Raw genomic sequence first — 14,483 nt, 5'->3', positions numbered from 1 at the left:
CCACAGAAGGACGCGGGAAACTGCTGTTCTTGCTGAGCAAACAAAACGGCCAAAGCATCGAAAGATGCACGGGGGAACCTCTTTATTTGGGGTGAAGCCATTGCAAAATGGCAGGGTGATTTCTCTTTGACCCGAATCCGTCAGCTAACCTCGTAGGCCAAAAAAGGAGAGGATGGTTTTAATGCGTTTCAAGAAAACAGCTATCACAGGTGCGCTGGTATTAGGCATGATCGTAAGTTCCGGAGCGGCATCCGCAGCTACTTACACTGTGAACGGCCAAGTCATCGGCAACCTGCAGGGGCTCCCGCAAGGGCTTCAGCAAAACATTCAGCAATTACTTCAGCAAGGACTCCAGCAAGGAAATTCTCAAGGAACTTCCCTGGACAGCTTGCTTCAGCAATATCCGCAATTGTTTGATCCGAGCAACTGGGCCGGCCTGTTTAAATCTCCCGGCAATTACAATATGCCATCGGGTTCTTACCATCATCACGTAAGACATCATGGCTCAGACTCGAATACCGGAACGCCTTCCACCGGCACAACTCCGACGGATACGCCTTCTACGGGTACTGACACAGGCAGTGGCACAGGTACGACGACACAACCTTCTACGGGCACTGATACGGGAACAACGACACAGCCTTCCACAGGCACTGATACAGGAACGACAACAGGCACGACTACGGACACTTCGAGCTCCGCGTATGCCGATCAAGTCGTCACCCTGGTCAATCAGGAACGGGCCAAAGCAGGCTTGAGCCCGCTTACAAGCGACTCCAGTTTGGCTGCTATGGCGCTTGATAAAGCGAAAGACATGTACAACAACCATTACTTCGATCACACTTCGCCAACTTACGGATCTCCGTTCGATATGATGACCAAATACGGAATCCAGTACACGTATGCCGGCGAAAATATTGCCATGGGGCAGCAAACTCCGCAAGAAGTTATGACTGCCTGGATGAACAGCGAAGGTCATCGCCAAAACATCTTAAGCCCTAACTACACGAAAATTGGCGTAGCCTTTTACAACAACGAATGGGTTCAAGAATTTATCGCCAATTAATATTGATTCATACGACAACCGTTTCCGAACCCTCCGGAAACGGTTGTTTTGCTGTTCGCTGCTATTGTCCCGCAGTTCGCTTCAGATTATACCGCGGGATTCGGCGGAGTCGGTACGGCGGGATCGTTGGTTCCGCCCGTTCTTCTGCGGGCGGTCTCCCTTTTTCCCGTAGCCGGCACATGTTCGCCTGCAGCCCCGAGCCCCATGCGCGGCATATTGCCGTACACGCATTCATACTGCCCCTCCTTCATGAGATACGTCTCATGAAAAATGCCGACCGTCCCGTCCGTGCCAACGCTCCGGTTGAATGCCTGCCACGCTTTCAAGTGCACGCCGCCGCGCGCGTATTTCTCCAGATCATCGAACGACTTCCAGTACTGGATCAGCGTCACTCCGCGCCAGCTTAACAAATATTCGGAGTGCAAAAATCCGAGCTCGGGATGGCTGTACAATTCTTTCAGCATTTTGGGCATCGCGCTCATAACAGGCCACCATTTATGGACGGCCCAGAGCTTGTTGACACGCATTCCGATAATAAATACGACGAATGAATCCCCCATTTGGGCCGTATACCGGCCCGGAACGACTTTTGCCATAGAAAACACCCTACTTTCCGATGAATTGTAAATGCATGTCGTAAAAAGCCATGTAATCCGAAGCTTTGAACATATGAGCGGTTAAATAAGCGCCGTAAAACAGCGTGACCAGCATCGCTACCAAGTTTTCGGTATCCCGCTCAGCGTCAATGCCGCCGTCTTGTTTGGCCTCCTCGACAAACTGCCGGAAGCGTTTGTCGAGATTCGGGTCGACGGAAGCGGCCAGCTCCTCCTTGCCGGGAAACAGCAGATGCAATTCCGCTTCGTTCAAATCGGGCATGCAAGGGTGCATTTTCTGCTCCGCAAGAAACCCGATCAGGCTGAGCATCAGCCCCGGCTGTTTCTTCGCGTCCTCGGCCACCTTGCCGAAAATATGGCGGATCGCGGCCATCCCCCGCTTCTGCTCTTCCCGAAGCTCCACAAGCCGCCGCGTCAGCCAAACGAGCATGAAATAAATGAGTACGTCTTCTTTTTGCGGGAAAAACTTAAAAAACGTCACCTTCGATATTTCCGCCCGCCGGCAAATATCGTCGACGTACACGGCGCGAAACGTATTTTCGCCGATCAATTCAAGACTGGCCTGAAAAACAGCCAGCTTCGCGCGGGCTTTTTTAATCTCCCTCAGCGGCATTTTGCTTTTGCTATGGCGTACCGATTGCCGGTTTCCCGCTCTCATATCCTTCACCTTCTCTGCGTACTTATTGTCATCCATTTGTGAACTTATATTTATAAATTAACTCAAGTAAAGTTTTATGTCAATGAGAAAACCTCTATCGAGGCCATTCAATGATGAGCGGCCGCGTTTAGAGGTTTGTTTTACCACCAAGCAGCGATTGTGCCGTGGCGGGGCATTCTCACGGATAAATGTTGATGCGTTTTAAAATGTCATCGTCGATAAGAAAAATATTGCCATTGCTGTCCGCAGACATCAATATACGGTTTCGGTCCAACGTCAACGGGTCCGACTGCTGTATCTGCGTCTCCGGGATATTGAAGATCCCCCTGTTGTGTGTAACGCCTTGAAGATCGGCGTAAACGGATATTTCGCCATTCGGATCGATTCGATGAATGAGCGAGTTTTTATCCAGGACATAGAAGTATCCATTGGAGGCTGACAGCCTGGTTATCGAATCCGTGTCGACAGATACTGCGGCTGCTTTTTTCAGCCCATTGTCCGTAAGTTTGAATATCGTTTTTCCGTTTTTGTCAAACACATACGTGACGCCGTCTTTTACCGTGGAGATCATTCGGGTTACGCCCTCGGTGCCGGAATCGGCGAACAGAGCCATCTTCTCGCCTTTTTTTGCCGAATAGACCGACCGCGTGTGCGGGTCCCCGTAATAATACGTTTGCTCGTCAAGAGAAGCAAAAAAATTATCCTCGATGTTGAAAAAGCCGGGCGTTTCAAACTGATATGTAATCATTTTCACTTCCGGCAAAATGGAATACACGACCGTTCGCAAACGCGGGTCCTCCGTTGTGCTCTCGCCGAGCACGTACAAAGCGCCGGTCGCGTCATTGTAAATCAATCTCTCGGGAACGAACGACGAGTAAATAAACCGAATTTTGTCATTTTTAACGGTATACTCAAAGTTGAACTTCTCGTTAATCGTAGTTACCAGAGAAAGCTTCTCTGAAGCATTCGGATCGTATTTCTTGATGACGAGTCCTGATCCTGTAACCGTGTCATTTTCAAGGATATAAACCTGATTATTTTTGGCCGCCGCCACGCTCTTGGTCGAGAGAGGGGCTAATTTCAGCTTATCGAAAGATTTTGGATATCGCCGGCCAGCCGTTAGATGATCTACGGTTACATGCTCCAAACGCTGCTTGGCAGGCGCTTCGGCCTGTTCGGCTTCCGCTTTCCGCTCGTTCGAAGTTACTTGAATCTGCTTAACAGTTTCGTCGTAACTGACGGTCAGATGCAAGCTTTCGGCTACGAATCGCAAAGGAACCATCGCCGTTTCGTTGACAATAACGGCAGGCTGCTCCAATTTGGAGCGCGTTCCGTTCACCTGCGACCATGCGTCATCGATCACAAGCTCGATAGTTTGTTCCTTGTCCTGTATCGTAATGCCGCGCTTCTTCTCCTCCCACTTCACATTTGCGCCAAACGTTTCGCTTATGAAGCGCAGAGGTACAAGTGTAACATTATTCAGCAGGATCGGCGCCGTCTGCAAAGCCACCTGTTTGCCATTGACCGTCGCAACCGGATCGCTTACTTTCAGGACGACCGTCTGCTTCGCCGCCGGAACCGTTTCCTTCGAATAGGCGGTCAGCACCAGCAGCGATAACGATAGGGCCCCCCATAACGCGATAAATATTTGCAGCTTACTCTTCATCCAATCAGTTCCCCCAATTTTTAAACAAACTCGTCCGCTCATTCGTAGTTTTGCGGGCTCGGCAGCCCGTCGCAAAGCGCCCATCGGCAAAAGAAAGGCCGAGGATTGCGCTCGCTTCTGTCCCCGGCCTCGTTGTACTAGTTTTTTGCAAGGTTCAATTGCCACGATAAGCCGTATTTGTCTTAGCCTTGCCGGCAAACATGAGAAACGGGGCAATTTGAGGGCTCGAACTCGCCAATCGAAATCAGCTCCTTTTTTTCATTTTGAACCCATTAAAACCGGTTGTAGCTGACGAACTCGCCGGTCGGTTTGCGGTAGCCGCGCGGCCTTCTTTTGGAAGTGTCCTCTTTCCCGATAGTCACCAGCAAAGCGATTGCATACCGATCCGGAATTTGCAGCACCTGCCGCAAAGCTTCGGGATCGAATCCGATCATCGGGCAAGTATCCCAGCCTCTTTCTTTTGCAGCCAGCATAAATAACTGGGCCGACAAGCTTGCGTTCCGAATGGCCTCTTCCCGCATGAATGTGTCGCCGCGCTCTTCATAAAACCGGGTCACCGATTCGACTGTCATATCATATTCTTGCTTATTAAAAACGCCCAGATGCAAAAACCCTTCATTTATTTTCGCCACATCCTTGTAAGCATCCATATTGCCCAGCACCGCGATAACCGCCGATGCCGATTTTACTTTGTATTGCTGCGCCGCTGCATGGTACACTTCATCTTTGACAGCAGGGTCCTTAACGACGACATAGTGGGCGTGCTGCAAATTGAATGCCGACGGTGCGAATTTGACAAGGTTAAAAATTTCCTCCAGCTCATGGTCCGGCAGTTCGATATCGGGAATAAACTTGTTGGCGGATCTGCGCTCTTTGACTAAAGAAATAAAATCGGTCATTGTGTCCACTCTCCATTTTCTAGTATGCTGTATGTAGAACAAATTCGAAAAATCTTTAAATTGATTATCTTAATATTAAGATATAGTATTGGGAAGCAATAGTCAAGACCCAATTGAGACACGAAACATAGTCCTGCCGCTACGGCAAGAAAATGCTTTAAAGAACATGCGGCAAACTTCAACTTAGGGATCCCTGGCTAGACCTAATATTAATCCACCGTGATTACAAACCACCATATACTTTTTCAACGAGAGACGGGCTGCATGCATATCGGGAGTAGTCTGGACATGAATTCCCCCGAGAATCCCGTTAAGACTATACATCGAATCCCCGGCAATAAGAAGAGGACGACACGAATCCCGCCGCAAAGCGGCAGTTCTTGGCCGTCAATCAAGGTTTCGTCCATTTTACACGCCCTTTTTCACCTATTCACCCGTAAACGGGTCGATCAGCTCATTCATCATTAGCCATCTACGATCTGCAGGATCAACTCGAAAAATCACACAGAATTATCCTTCTTTCGTTAAATCGATAATTCTGTATGAAAATTAATACACATTAGCTCAAATTGTTCTTTTCTCCGACTACTGATCCCCGCCGCCCATGACCGTACATGCAGCTGAATAGACTCCGGCTTCCATCTTTTCATTGAGTTAAAGGGATGAACTCCCCGTCGAACCGGAGGTTTTCTTCAGAACAAGGATTTAAGCTGGCGGCATAACGCGCTAAGCGCAAGCGCAGGGCGGCACGACGTGGACGGCTTAGTTGCGTGGGGGGCGGCCGACACGGACGGCTAAGTGCTGTAGCGTGTGCGTGGGGACGGGTGAGTAACTATTCTTTTACCTCCCAGAAACCGGGGCGGCCGTTTGTGAAGCGGCTCGCTAACCCGCAAAGCCTGCAAAAGTGCAGCCTTTTTCGGCAAAAGCGGCTCGTTTGGAGGAAAAGCCTGCGATAGTGCAGGAATTCCCGCTCCAAATAGAACTGAGCCCCGAATTCAGCGAAAAAAACTGCAGATTTGCAGGAATTTATCGCTGCAAGCATATTTTGGGGCAAAAGGATGCACTTTTGCAGGTTTTTTCGCATGGCCGGCGTTGTCCTGGCCACAACAGCTTTTCGACGGTCGGCCGCTCGGCACGGCTCGAATAAATAAGGGGTCCCCCCCGATCACCCCAAAACTTATAAATTCTTATATGTCAAAAAAAAGAGAGGCTTCTAAAAGCCTCCCTCTCGACTGCCAACTTAAAGCGAAATCAAATCCCGCGACAGCTTGTTGAGCCGTTCGCAGCCCGATTCCGTTACCAGCACCATATCTTCAATCATAATCGAGCCTACGCCGTAACCGTAATAAGGGGTCTCCAGACAAATCACCATGCCGGGCTGAAAAACGGTACTCTCGGCTGGGCTGATGAACGGAGGCTCTTCCGCCGCAAGGCTCAAACCCGCGCTGTGCCCAAGGTGGCCTCGGTTGTAATTGTCCAGACCGGAACGGCGAATCAGGCCCATGACTTCGTCAAAAACGGACTGCATCGTTTTCCCCGGTTCGATCAGCTCCAGGAGACGGTCGTGCCCGATCCTCAAAGCCTCGTAAGCCCGCTTCGCCGTATCGGCAGGAGCCCCGATGACGAAAGTCCGGGCAATGTCGGACCCGTATCCTAGCACATCGACGCCTACGTCAAATTTGACCAAATCCCCGGGCTCGCCCGGACGGGTATCAAAAATATGCGCAGGGGCAAAGTTCGCCCCGACGGAAATCATATGGAATCGCGACGTCGATCCCTCTCGGTTGCGCAGCAGCGCTTGCTGAAAAGCGTGCGCAATGTCGGCGGCGGAACTCCCCGCCCGAATGCTCCGCACGGCTTCGGAGACGCCCGCTTCGGCATAGGCGCAGCTTCGGCGCAGCAGCTCGATCTCCCATGGCGTCTTGATCGCGCGCAGCTCGCTAAAAACGGGAGCTGCCTCGACCAGCTCCCGGCTTCCCGCGAGCTCAAGCAGGGCCGCCGCCGCAGGATACCGCATGGAGCCCAGCTCGACGGCCACCCGGCCTTGCGAGACGCCATGCTCGTCCAGCACTTGCACGAGCAGGCCGAACATTTCCTGCACCTGGTGCGCGGTCGGCCTTTTGCCTTGATATTTCCCTCCCCGCAGACCCAAAGGATCGTCGACATCGACCCACGTCGGATACGTTCTGATCTCGCACCCTGGCAAATCCTCCGGAACGCCGGCGGCTTCGAACTCGTTCATGATCACGATCGTCTTCCGGTTCGGATCGCGAAACATGACGGCCAGCGCCACTTCACTCATGCGCAGCGTATACATGAACGTGCTCGGGTGACCGGAGAGGTAGTAAAAATTTTCACAGCCGGACGCCACGAGCGCGTCCAGGTTGTCCCTTTCCATAATCCGCCTCGATCTCGCGGCAATATGGCTCAAATGTTCTGCTTTGCTGGAAAGCACGGTCTCACCCTCCTGCGTGTTATTCGCCAAGCTGCCGTAAAAATTTACGCGCGCGTTCGGTCTGCGGCCCGGCAAAAAACTGCTCGGGAACGCCCTCCTCCTGTATTTTCCCTTCGCTCATAAAAATAACTCTGTCGGCCGCTTCCCTGGCGAACTTCATTTCATGTGTCACGACGACCATCGTCCTGCCTTCCGCGGCAAGCTGCTTGATCACCGCGAGCACCTCCCCCGTCAATTCCGGGTCCAGGGCGGATGTCGGCTCGTCAAACAGCATGATCTGCGGCTCCATGGCGAGCGATCTGGCTATCGCCACCCGCTGCTGCTGGCCTCCGGAAAGCCGGGACGGATATTCGTGCTTCTTTTCCAGCAGGCCGACTTTGGCCAGCAGCGATTCGCCAAGCTGCACAGCCTCCGCCTTGGGCATTTTTTTCAAAAGCATAGGAGCCATCGTGACATTTTCCAAAACGGTCATATGCGGAAATAAATTAAAGGATTGAAAAACCATTCCGGTTAACGAACGGATCTGTTTGATCGCCTGCTTTTTCGCCGGGGCATCCATGGCCGCATCCCACTTGATGCCGCCTATGCGGATCGTTCCCTCATCAGGCTCCTCCAGCCCGTTCAGGCAGCGCAGCAGCGTGCTTTTGCCCGAACCGCTCGGGCCGATGACGACCACGATTTCCCGCTGACGAATATGCAAATCGATATGCTGAAACACCTTTAAATCTTGAAAACTTTTGCTAAGCTTGCTAACCTCGATCATGCGAACCCACGCCCTTAATAAGCCTTGGATAATTTCGTTTCAATGCGGTTCAAAATATAGGAAAAAGCCATGCTCATGATCCAATACATGAGGGCAATTGCAATATAAAAAGGCATCGCTATATAATACTGGGCCATGAGCAGTTGAGCCGAACGGAGCAGCTCGGTGACCGTCACGATGGATACGAGCGAAGTTTCCTTCAGCATGCCGATAAACGTATTGCCCATGGGCGGAATAGCTACTCTGGCCGCCTGCGGGAGCACGACTTTCAGCATCGTCTGCCACGGCGACAAGCCGAGCGACAGCGCCGCCTCCGTCTGGCCTTTGTTCACGGACAAAATCGCGCCGCGAAACGTTTCGGACAAATAAGCGCCGATATTGATGCTTAAGGAAATATAGGCCGCAGTGAGCGGCCCAAAATTGATTCCGTAATCGGGCAATCCGTAATAGACGATAAAAATCTGAACAAGGATCGGCGTTCCGCGGATAATGGAGACATAGACTTTGGCCGCATTACGAATGAGCCAATTTCCTTTTAACCGCGCTATCGCTACGATCAGAGCGATTATGAAGCCGAAAAACATCGATACAAGCGTGATAAGAAGCGTATAGTAGGCACCCGTCAATAGAAAATGGAGATTTTGAATAACAAGATCCATTCCATGCATCCTCTCCAGTCGTGCCCGTTAAATGTTAGGGTCGACCCCAAACCATTTTTGGAAAATCGTTTTAAACGTTCCGTCGGCTTTCATGTCGCTTAACGCTTTATTGATCGCATCCAGCAGCTCCGGATTGTTCTTGCGGATGGCGATGCCGGCGGAGTCCTCTTTGATCGGATCGCCTACGGTTTTGATTTTGAATTGATTTTTCTCGACCAGCGGCTTGATCGCGAATATGTTGTTGATCGTCGCATCGATCCGGCCGACATTCAAATCGGTCAAGGATGTGATAACGTCGTTGTACGTGGCGATTTCAAATGTTCCGACTTTCGGCAGCACGACGTCGCGCAAATATTTCTCATCGTTCGTGCCGAGCCCTACGCCGACTTTTTTGCCTTTGAAATCGTCGATCGACTTGATCGTCGTGTTGTCGCTTTTGACGATGACATTGACGGCATTTTTAATATAAGGCGTGGAAAAATCCATCGTTTTTTTGCGGTCGTCGGTGATGGTCACCTGGCTGACCAATGCGTCGTACTTGTCTTTTTGCAGACCTTCGATCAATCCGGAAAATTCCCCGGTGATGAATTCCACCTGCACACCCAGACGCTTGGCGACTTCTTTCGCCACATCGGCGTCAAATCCGTCCACTTCATGCTTGTCGTTCAAAAAGTTATACGGGGCATAGGTTCCCATTAAGCCCACTTTGATTTTGCCCGACTTTTTGATTTGTTCGAGCAGGTTCGACGAGGCCGCCGCTGCGGTTGGCTGGGCGCTTGGGCTTTGCGCCGCAGGCTGCGACGGTTTCGTCCCGCATCCTGCGAGTGCGACCGTAATTACGCTTAACAACGATATCGATTTAAACCATCTGTTCATTTTCATAGTGACTTCCATTCCTCCCGATTGTTCTCTAGTCGTATATGTTTCATTATCCCAACAATCCCAAAATCTCAAACCTTGCCGTTTCTTCCGCCATTTGCGCAGGGCTGTACGCCGATTCATAATCGACGTCGTGCATCGGGCCGAACAACCATTTGGTGAGCACCCCTGTAATGAGGCCGACAAGAATGCTTACCCGCAGGGGCACATCGATCTTTTGCGGCAGCATGCTGAGCTCTATTGCGCGCTTGACGTTGCTCTTGAAGGCTTCTTCGAAGGCGATCCATGTTTGCGATACGGCTTCCCTGACCGGCGGGTCGGCGCCCTGGCCTTTGATCAGCAGCAGCGCCATCAAATACCGGTTCTCATGGGCGAATTCGAACAAATCCGTGAGCAGCCGCGCCGACGACCGCACCATATCTTCCGTTGTCCCGGCGTGCTTGCGGTATCCTTGTTCGATCACTTTGGCCAGCTTCTCTTTGCCGCCATCGATTAATTCCAGCGTAAGCTGTTCCTTGCTCTGAAAATACCAATAAAACGTTCCTTGGGACACGCCCGCAGACTTAACCACATCCGAAATTTTCGTATTGTGGTACCCCTTTCTCGCAAACAGCTCAAGCGCCGCCCCCATCAACTGCTGACGGCGATCTTCCTGATCCGGCACGGTTGCAATCCTAACCACCTCTTCTCACTTAACTGACGAGTCAGTTAATGTTAATTCCGATGTGTTTACTATATTTTAAACGTGCCTTGTTGTCAAGATGATAACCCTGTTCAAAATCAATTCTACACTTCGGCATGCTTGTCTGCCGGATTTGTCTGCGATCCTTCGAGCTTCCAATGAAGCAGGATCGTCGTCCCCCGCCCCTCGGCGGTTATGACTTTGATCGTCCCGCCAAGCGCTTCCGCCAACGCCTTGGTAACGGCCATGCCAAGCCCGGAGCCCTCCGCTCTGCTTTCGGTGTCCGTGCCCCGGTAATACCGCTCGAACAGCCGGGTTGCCGTCTCTTCGTTCATTCCCCTGCCGTTGTCCGCGAAGGATAAAATAATGCCGGATGGCTCTGCGGCTTGAACGGACACCGTTAAAATCGTCCCTGCATCGTTATGCAGCAGGGCGTTGGCGACCAAATTGTCCACGATACGTTGAAACCAGGGCTTATATACGAAAATATAGGAGGGAGTGCCCGAAGGGATGAAACGGACGCTGCCTCTCGCGTATACCGGATGGTTAGCCGCTTCCTCGACCGCTTCGGCTGCATATTCGTTAATTTCCACAAGCTCGTCGGAAGGAGCCCCTTGTCCGTTTCTCAGCCGGTACGTCAGCGTCAAATCATTGACCAGCTCGTCCAGAAAGGAAGATTTGTCCAAAATGATTCTGGCAAAAGAGCGCACCTCTTCCGGCGTCCACTCATACGTATCGTTCTCCAAAAGATGCGCATAGCCTTTGATGGAGGACAAAGGGGTTTTCAAATCGTGCGAAACGCCCCCGATCCAATCGGCCCTCATTTGTTCGGTTTCTTCCCGCAGCCTCTCATTGCGGTGCAAAGTCTGCGATAACGAATTCATCGAATCGATCACGTCCTGATAGACGCGAAACTTGCGTTTTCGTCTGCCGCGGCCGTCCTGGCTGCGGGGAACGCCGCCCGGATCGGCAGGTTCCTCATACCGGCCTTCTCCCAAAAATCCGAGCCATTTCAGCACATGCATGATCGGAGAGCCGAAGCGCTGCCCGAACAAATAGGCGACGATCAAGAATACGAGCATTGCCGCCAGCAGGAACGTTCCAATACCGATAGCGAGCACGCGAATCTCCGGATTGAACAGCGGCTTCTCCCCGGGCTTCATGCCGGATAACGGAGAGCTGAGCACCCAGGTCCGTCCGGTTTCCTTGATGTATCGCGACTTCAGGCTCGTACCGTAACGGTCAGGGTATACGGAGCGCAGCGCCAATTCTTGAACGGAGAAATCGGCTACGGCTTGGGCGGGCTTGTTAAAGGACGCTATCTCTGCGCCGTTCTCGTCCAACAGCTGCAGCCAGGCCGCACTGCTACTCAGGCTGCTCTGCAATTCGTCCGGAAGACGAATGTCTTTGCCGTTAATGACAGCGTGATCGACCAATTGTTGGAGTAAGTAGTCGTCCCGCTTTTCTTTGCCGTAAACCAGCGTATGGAGGGTACCGTCCTTTTCCTGTATCCACAAGTACAATTGATAGGGAAAAGGGCTCTTTCCAAGCCAATAAGCGGTTAATTGTCCCGGACCGTAGGAGAGCGGAACATCGTCCGGCGTATAGAAAGCGTCCGTTACTCTGCCCTTTTCATCGAGATGCTGGAGCCATCCTCCGCTTTCGCGAACCTGCTCCAAAAGCTCCGGGTCGAATCGCAGCTTGTCCCCTTCGGATTGAATCGTTGTAATCAGCCGGTACAAGCCTGCGCTCTCGAATTGCCGCGTCGCGTCTATCTTCGTCAACTGGTCCAGCATCCAATAAAGCGCGGCTCCGGCCAGCGCCAACAAAATGAGCCCGACGGCCGCCAGCCAGGCGACCAGGCGGAGAGCAAGCCGGCTTTTAATGTTCATGCGGAAGCTCCTTCTTCACCAGCTTGTACCCAAGCCCCCTGACATTCACCAGGTACTCCGGCTGGGCGGGATCGGGTTCTATTCGCTCGCGGATCCGGTGAATATGAACCATGATGGTGTTGTCGTCATTCAAGCTGTTTCCGCCCCACACCCGTTCGTATAGCTCGCTTTTCGTGAAAACACGATTGGGGTTTTTGCATAAAAACATCAGGAGTTGAAAAACAAGCGAAGGGCAGGGAACCGGCGTACCGTTCACGCGCAGCTCCGCGGCGGCTTCATCGACCTGAAAACGGCCGAAATCGATCATTCTGCCAGCCGGAGCGGCTGAGGACTGAATCGCTTTGCCGGAACGGCGCAGCAGCGACTTGATTCTGGCGACGATTTCCAGCGGATTAAACGGCTTGGTGACATAATCGTCCCCTCCGACCGCAAACCCGGTCAGCTTATCGAAATCCGTCGTCCTCGCGCTCAGGAAGAGAATAGGAGCGTCCGTTAATCTGCGGATGAAAGGGCAGGCCTCAATGCCGCTCATACTCGGCAGCGTTACATCGAGGACGATGACGTCATAGCCTCGCCGCTCGCACGCGATCAGCGCCTCCTCCGCCGATTTTACTTTATCTATCGTCTGGAACCCTTCTTTGCGAAGTACCGTTTCCAATAACTGGAGTAACGCTTGTTCATCGTCTACGAGAAGGATGGCGGCATCTTTCAAGTTCATTTCACTCCTCTGCTCCCGGCGTTTCCTCTTATTTTAACATGTTCCCGCTGACGGGGAACCGTTGCAAACTTAACGGAACCTTAATTATGGCTGATCCGAATTAAGATTGGCGTAATATTCCGTTTCCAACGAAATAAGACTGACCTTTCATAATGGAGACAGGTCGATTAGAGAATGGAGTGGAGACAATGAAAAGAACATTAGTACTTCTGACAGCTTGCGCTATCCTGCTGGGAGGGTGTGGAAGCGGCAATAACGGCAGCGGGAAACAATCCGCAGCCACTTCGGAACCGGCAGCGGCATCCGAATCGAAGGAGCCAGATGCGATGAAATTTAAGGCGGAACAAATCGGGCAGGCTTTGCTTGACGGACAATACGATGCGATTTACAAACAAACTAGCGCCGAGTTTCAAAAGCAAATTGCTAAAGACCAGTTCCGGGAGGTTGTCACCAGCGTCAGCGAGGGCGTAAAAGTATGGAAGCCCCATTCGCAAGCACGGTTAAACGGAACGAATTATTTCACGTGGACAGATCAGGAAGGCAAAAAAGGAGTCATCTTAACGATGGACGCGGAGAACGTGATTACGGGACTTCAATTTAAGCCGTTGGAAAGTTTTCCGGCAACGGACGATACATTGACCAAGCTTGAATACGGCGCTCCGTTCAAAGGGGAATGGTTCGTTTTTTGGGGAGGCCGGGACGTTCTCTCGAATTATCACTACGCGTATCCCAGCCAGCGCTACGCCTACGATATCATTCAGGTCAAGGACGGATATTCCTATAAGGGGGATGCCGCCAAAAATGAAAGCTATTATGCGTTCGGACAAGAGGTTCTCGCGCCCCGGAACGGAACGGTCGTCGACGTCGTGAACGATATCAAGGATAACGTCCCGGTCGGTACTATGAATGCCGATCGGCCTGCGGGCAATATGGTCGTTATCGATCACGGCGATGGAGAATACAGCTTTCTCGCGCATCTTCGGGAAGGTTCCGTCAAAGTCAAAATCGGAGACACAGTCGCCAAGGGGGACCCGGTCGGGCTATGCGGCAATTCCGGCAATTCCAGCGAGCCCCATTTGCATTATCAAGTATCCGATAACAAAGACTTGTTCGCAGGAAAATCGATTCCCGTGCGCTGGGAGAAGGGTCTGGTTATGCGGCAGGGAGAAGCCGTCGCAAACGCTGCCGCCGCTCAATAACGACGCCCGATCAGCCATTGGAATCTATGTATTGACATCCAGGAGAGTGTGAGAGATGAAAAAATGGCGTAAAAGATTATGGAAGACGCTTGTTATCGGGTTCGTGGCTATTCTTGTTTTTCTGGGATCAGGCGCGATATATGAACAGGTGAGCGTCCGGAAGGATTTGAAAACTTATACCCCTAGCGGCAAGCTGTACAAAGTGGATGGGAAAAATATGCATTTATATACCGGCGGTCAAGGGGATGTAACGGTTGTATTCGCTTCCGGTTGGGGCACGGCCAATCCGTATATTGATTTTTACCCGCTGTATGAGAAGCTCGCGCCACATGT

The 14,483-nt window shown here is 51.8% G+C and carries 13 protein-coding genes, 2 pseudogenes and 1 riboswitch; of the genes and pseudogenes, 3 read left to right on the top strand and 12 right to left on the bottom strand.

Going from position 1 to position 14,483, the window contains the following annotated elements; translation table 11 throughout:
• Positions 1-37: 37 nt before the first annotated feature.
• A riboswitch (cyclic di-AMP (ydaO/yuaA leader) is annotated at positions 38-174 on the top strand.
• Between the two features lie 7 nt (positions 175-181).
• Positions 182-1,066, top strand: a complete 885-nt coding sequence (locus tag AC3G2T_RS30325; RefSeq protein WP_488437852.1) for a CAP domain-containing protein — start codon at positions 182-184, stop codon at positions 1,064-1,066.
• Between the two features lie 86 nt (positions 1,067-1,152).
• Here AC3G2T_RS30325 and AC3G2T_RS30320 read toward each other — a convergent pair whose 3' ends face one another.
• The 12 genes and pseudogenes from AC3G2T_RS30320 to AC3G2T_RS30265 form a co-directional block, all read right to left on the bottom strand.
• A complete protein-coding gene (locus AC3G2T_RS30320; RefSeq protein WP_474685165.1) occupies positions 1,153-1,662 on the bottom strand; it encodes a DUF4188 domain-containing protein in 510 nt (169 codons plus the stop codon).
• Between the two features lie 10 nt (positions 1,663-1,672).
• Complete coding sequence (locus AC3G2T_RS30315; protein WP_474685166.1) at positions 1,673-2,338, bottom strand: TetR/AcrR family transcriptional regulator; 666 nt, start codon at positions 2,336-2,338, stop codon at positions 1,673-1,675.
• 178 nt (positions 2,339-2,516) lie between these two features.
• Positions 2,517-4,004 carry a copper amine oxidase N-terminal domain-containing protein gene (locus tag AC3G2T_RS30310; RefSeq protein ID WP_474685167.1) on the bottom strand — a complete coding sequence of 496 codons (1,488 nt, stop codon included), beginning with the start codon at positions 4,002-4,004 and terminating at the stop codon, positions 2,517-2,519.
• A gap of 272 nt (positions 4,005-4,276) precedes the next feature.
• Positions 4,277-4,903: a nitroreductase family protein gene (locus AC3G2T_RS30305; RefSeq protein ID WP_474685168.1), complete on the bottom strand. Its 627-nt coding sequence runs from the start codon at positions 4,901-4,903 to the stop codon at positions 4,277-4,279.
• Positions 4,904-5,086: 183 nt separating this feature from the next.
• Positions 5,087-5,313: pseudogene (locus tag AC3G2T_RS30300) on the bottom strand (MBL fold metallo-hydrolase); the annotation flags it as partial.
• 830 nt (positions 5,314-6,143) lie between these two features.
• Positions 6,144-7,358, bottom strand: a complete 1,215-nt coding sequence (locus AC3G2T_RS30295) for a M24 family metallopeptidase (RefSeq protein WP_474685169.1) — start codon at positions 7,356-7,358, stop codon at positions 6,144-6,146.
• A 19-nt stretch (positions 7,359-7,377) separates the two neighbouring features.
• Complete coding sequence (locus AC3G2T_RS30290; protein WP_474685170.1) at positions 7,378-8,121, bottom strand: amino acid ABC transporter ATP-binding protein; 744 nt, start codon at positions 8,119-8,121, stop codon at positions 7,378-7,380.
• 14 nt (positions 8,122-8,135) lie between these two features.
• Positions 8,136-8,780: an amino acid ABC transporter permease gene (locus AC3G2T_RS30285; protein ID WP_474685171.1), complete on the bottom strand. Its 645-nt coding sequence runs from the start codon at positions 8,778-8,780 to the stop codon at positions 8,136-8,138.
• A 27-nt stretch (positions 8,781-8,807) separates the two neighbouring features.
• A complete protein-coding gene (locus tag AC3G2T_RS30280; protein WP_474685172.1) occupies positions 8,808-9,662 on the bottom strand; it encodes a transporter substrate-binding domain-containing protein in 855 nt (284 codons plus the stop codon).
• Positions 9,663-9,708: 46 nt separating this feature from the next.
• A complete protein-coding gene (locus AC3G2T_RS30275; RefSeq protein WP_474685183.1) occupies positions 9,709-10,290 on the bottom strand; it encodes a TetR/AcrR family transcriptional regulator in 582 nt (193 codons plus the stop codon).
• 155 nt (positions 10,291-10,445) lie between these two features.
• A complete protein-coding gene (locus tag AC3G2T_RS30270; protein WP_488437851.1) occupies positions 10,446-12,233 on the bottom strand; it encodes a sensor histidine kinase in 1,788 nt (595 codons plus the stop codon).
• Entirely contained in the window at positions 12,223-12,945 is a 723-nt protein-coding gene (locus tag AC3G2T_RS30265) for a response regulator transcription factor (RefSeq protein WP_488437897.1), read from the bottom strand. The genes AC3G2T_RS30270 and AC3G2T_RS30265 overlap by 11 nt, the downstream gene beginning before the upstream one ends.
• Positions 12,946-13,139: 194 nt before the next feature.
• Between AC3G2T_RS30265 and AC3G2T_RS30260 the strand changes: the two genes are divergently transcribed.
• Together AC3G2T_RS30260 and AC3G2T_RS30255 are read left to right on the top strand one after the other, a co-directional pair.
• The gene (locus tag AC3G2T_RS30260; RefSeq protein WP_488437850.1) at positions 13,140-14,150 is read left to right on the top strand and encodes a M23 family metallopeptidase; all 1,011 of its coding nucleotides are present in this window, start codon (positions 13,140-13,142) and stop codon (positions 14,148-14,150) included.
• Positions 14,151-14,205: 55 nt separating this feature from the next.
• Positions 14,206-14,483 (top strand): annotated as a pseudogene (locus AC3G2T_RS30255) (alpha/beta hydrolase); the annotation flags it as partial.

This window comes from Paenibacillus sp. sgz302191 (assembly GCF_057749925.1).
The sequence above is the reverse complement of the archived record's forward strand: the minus strand, read 5'-3'. Positions and strand labels throughout refer to the sequence as shown.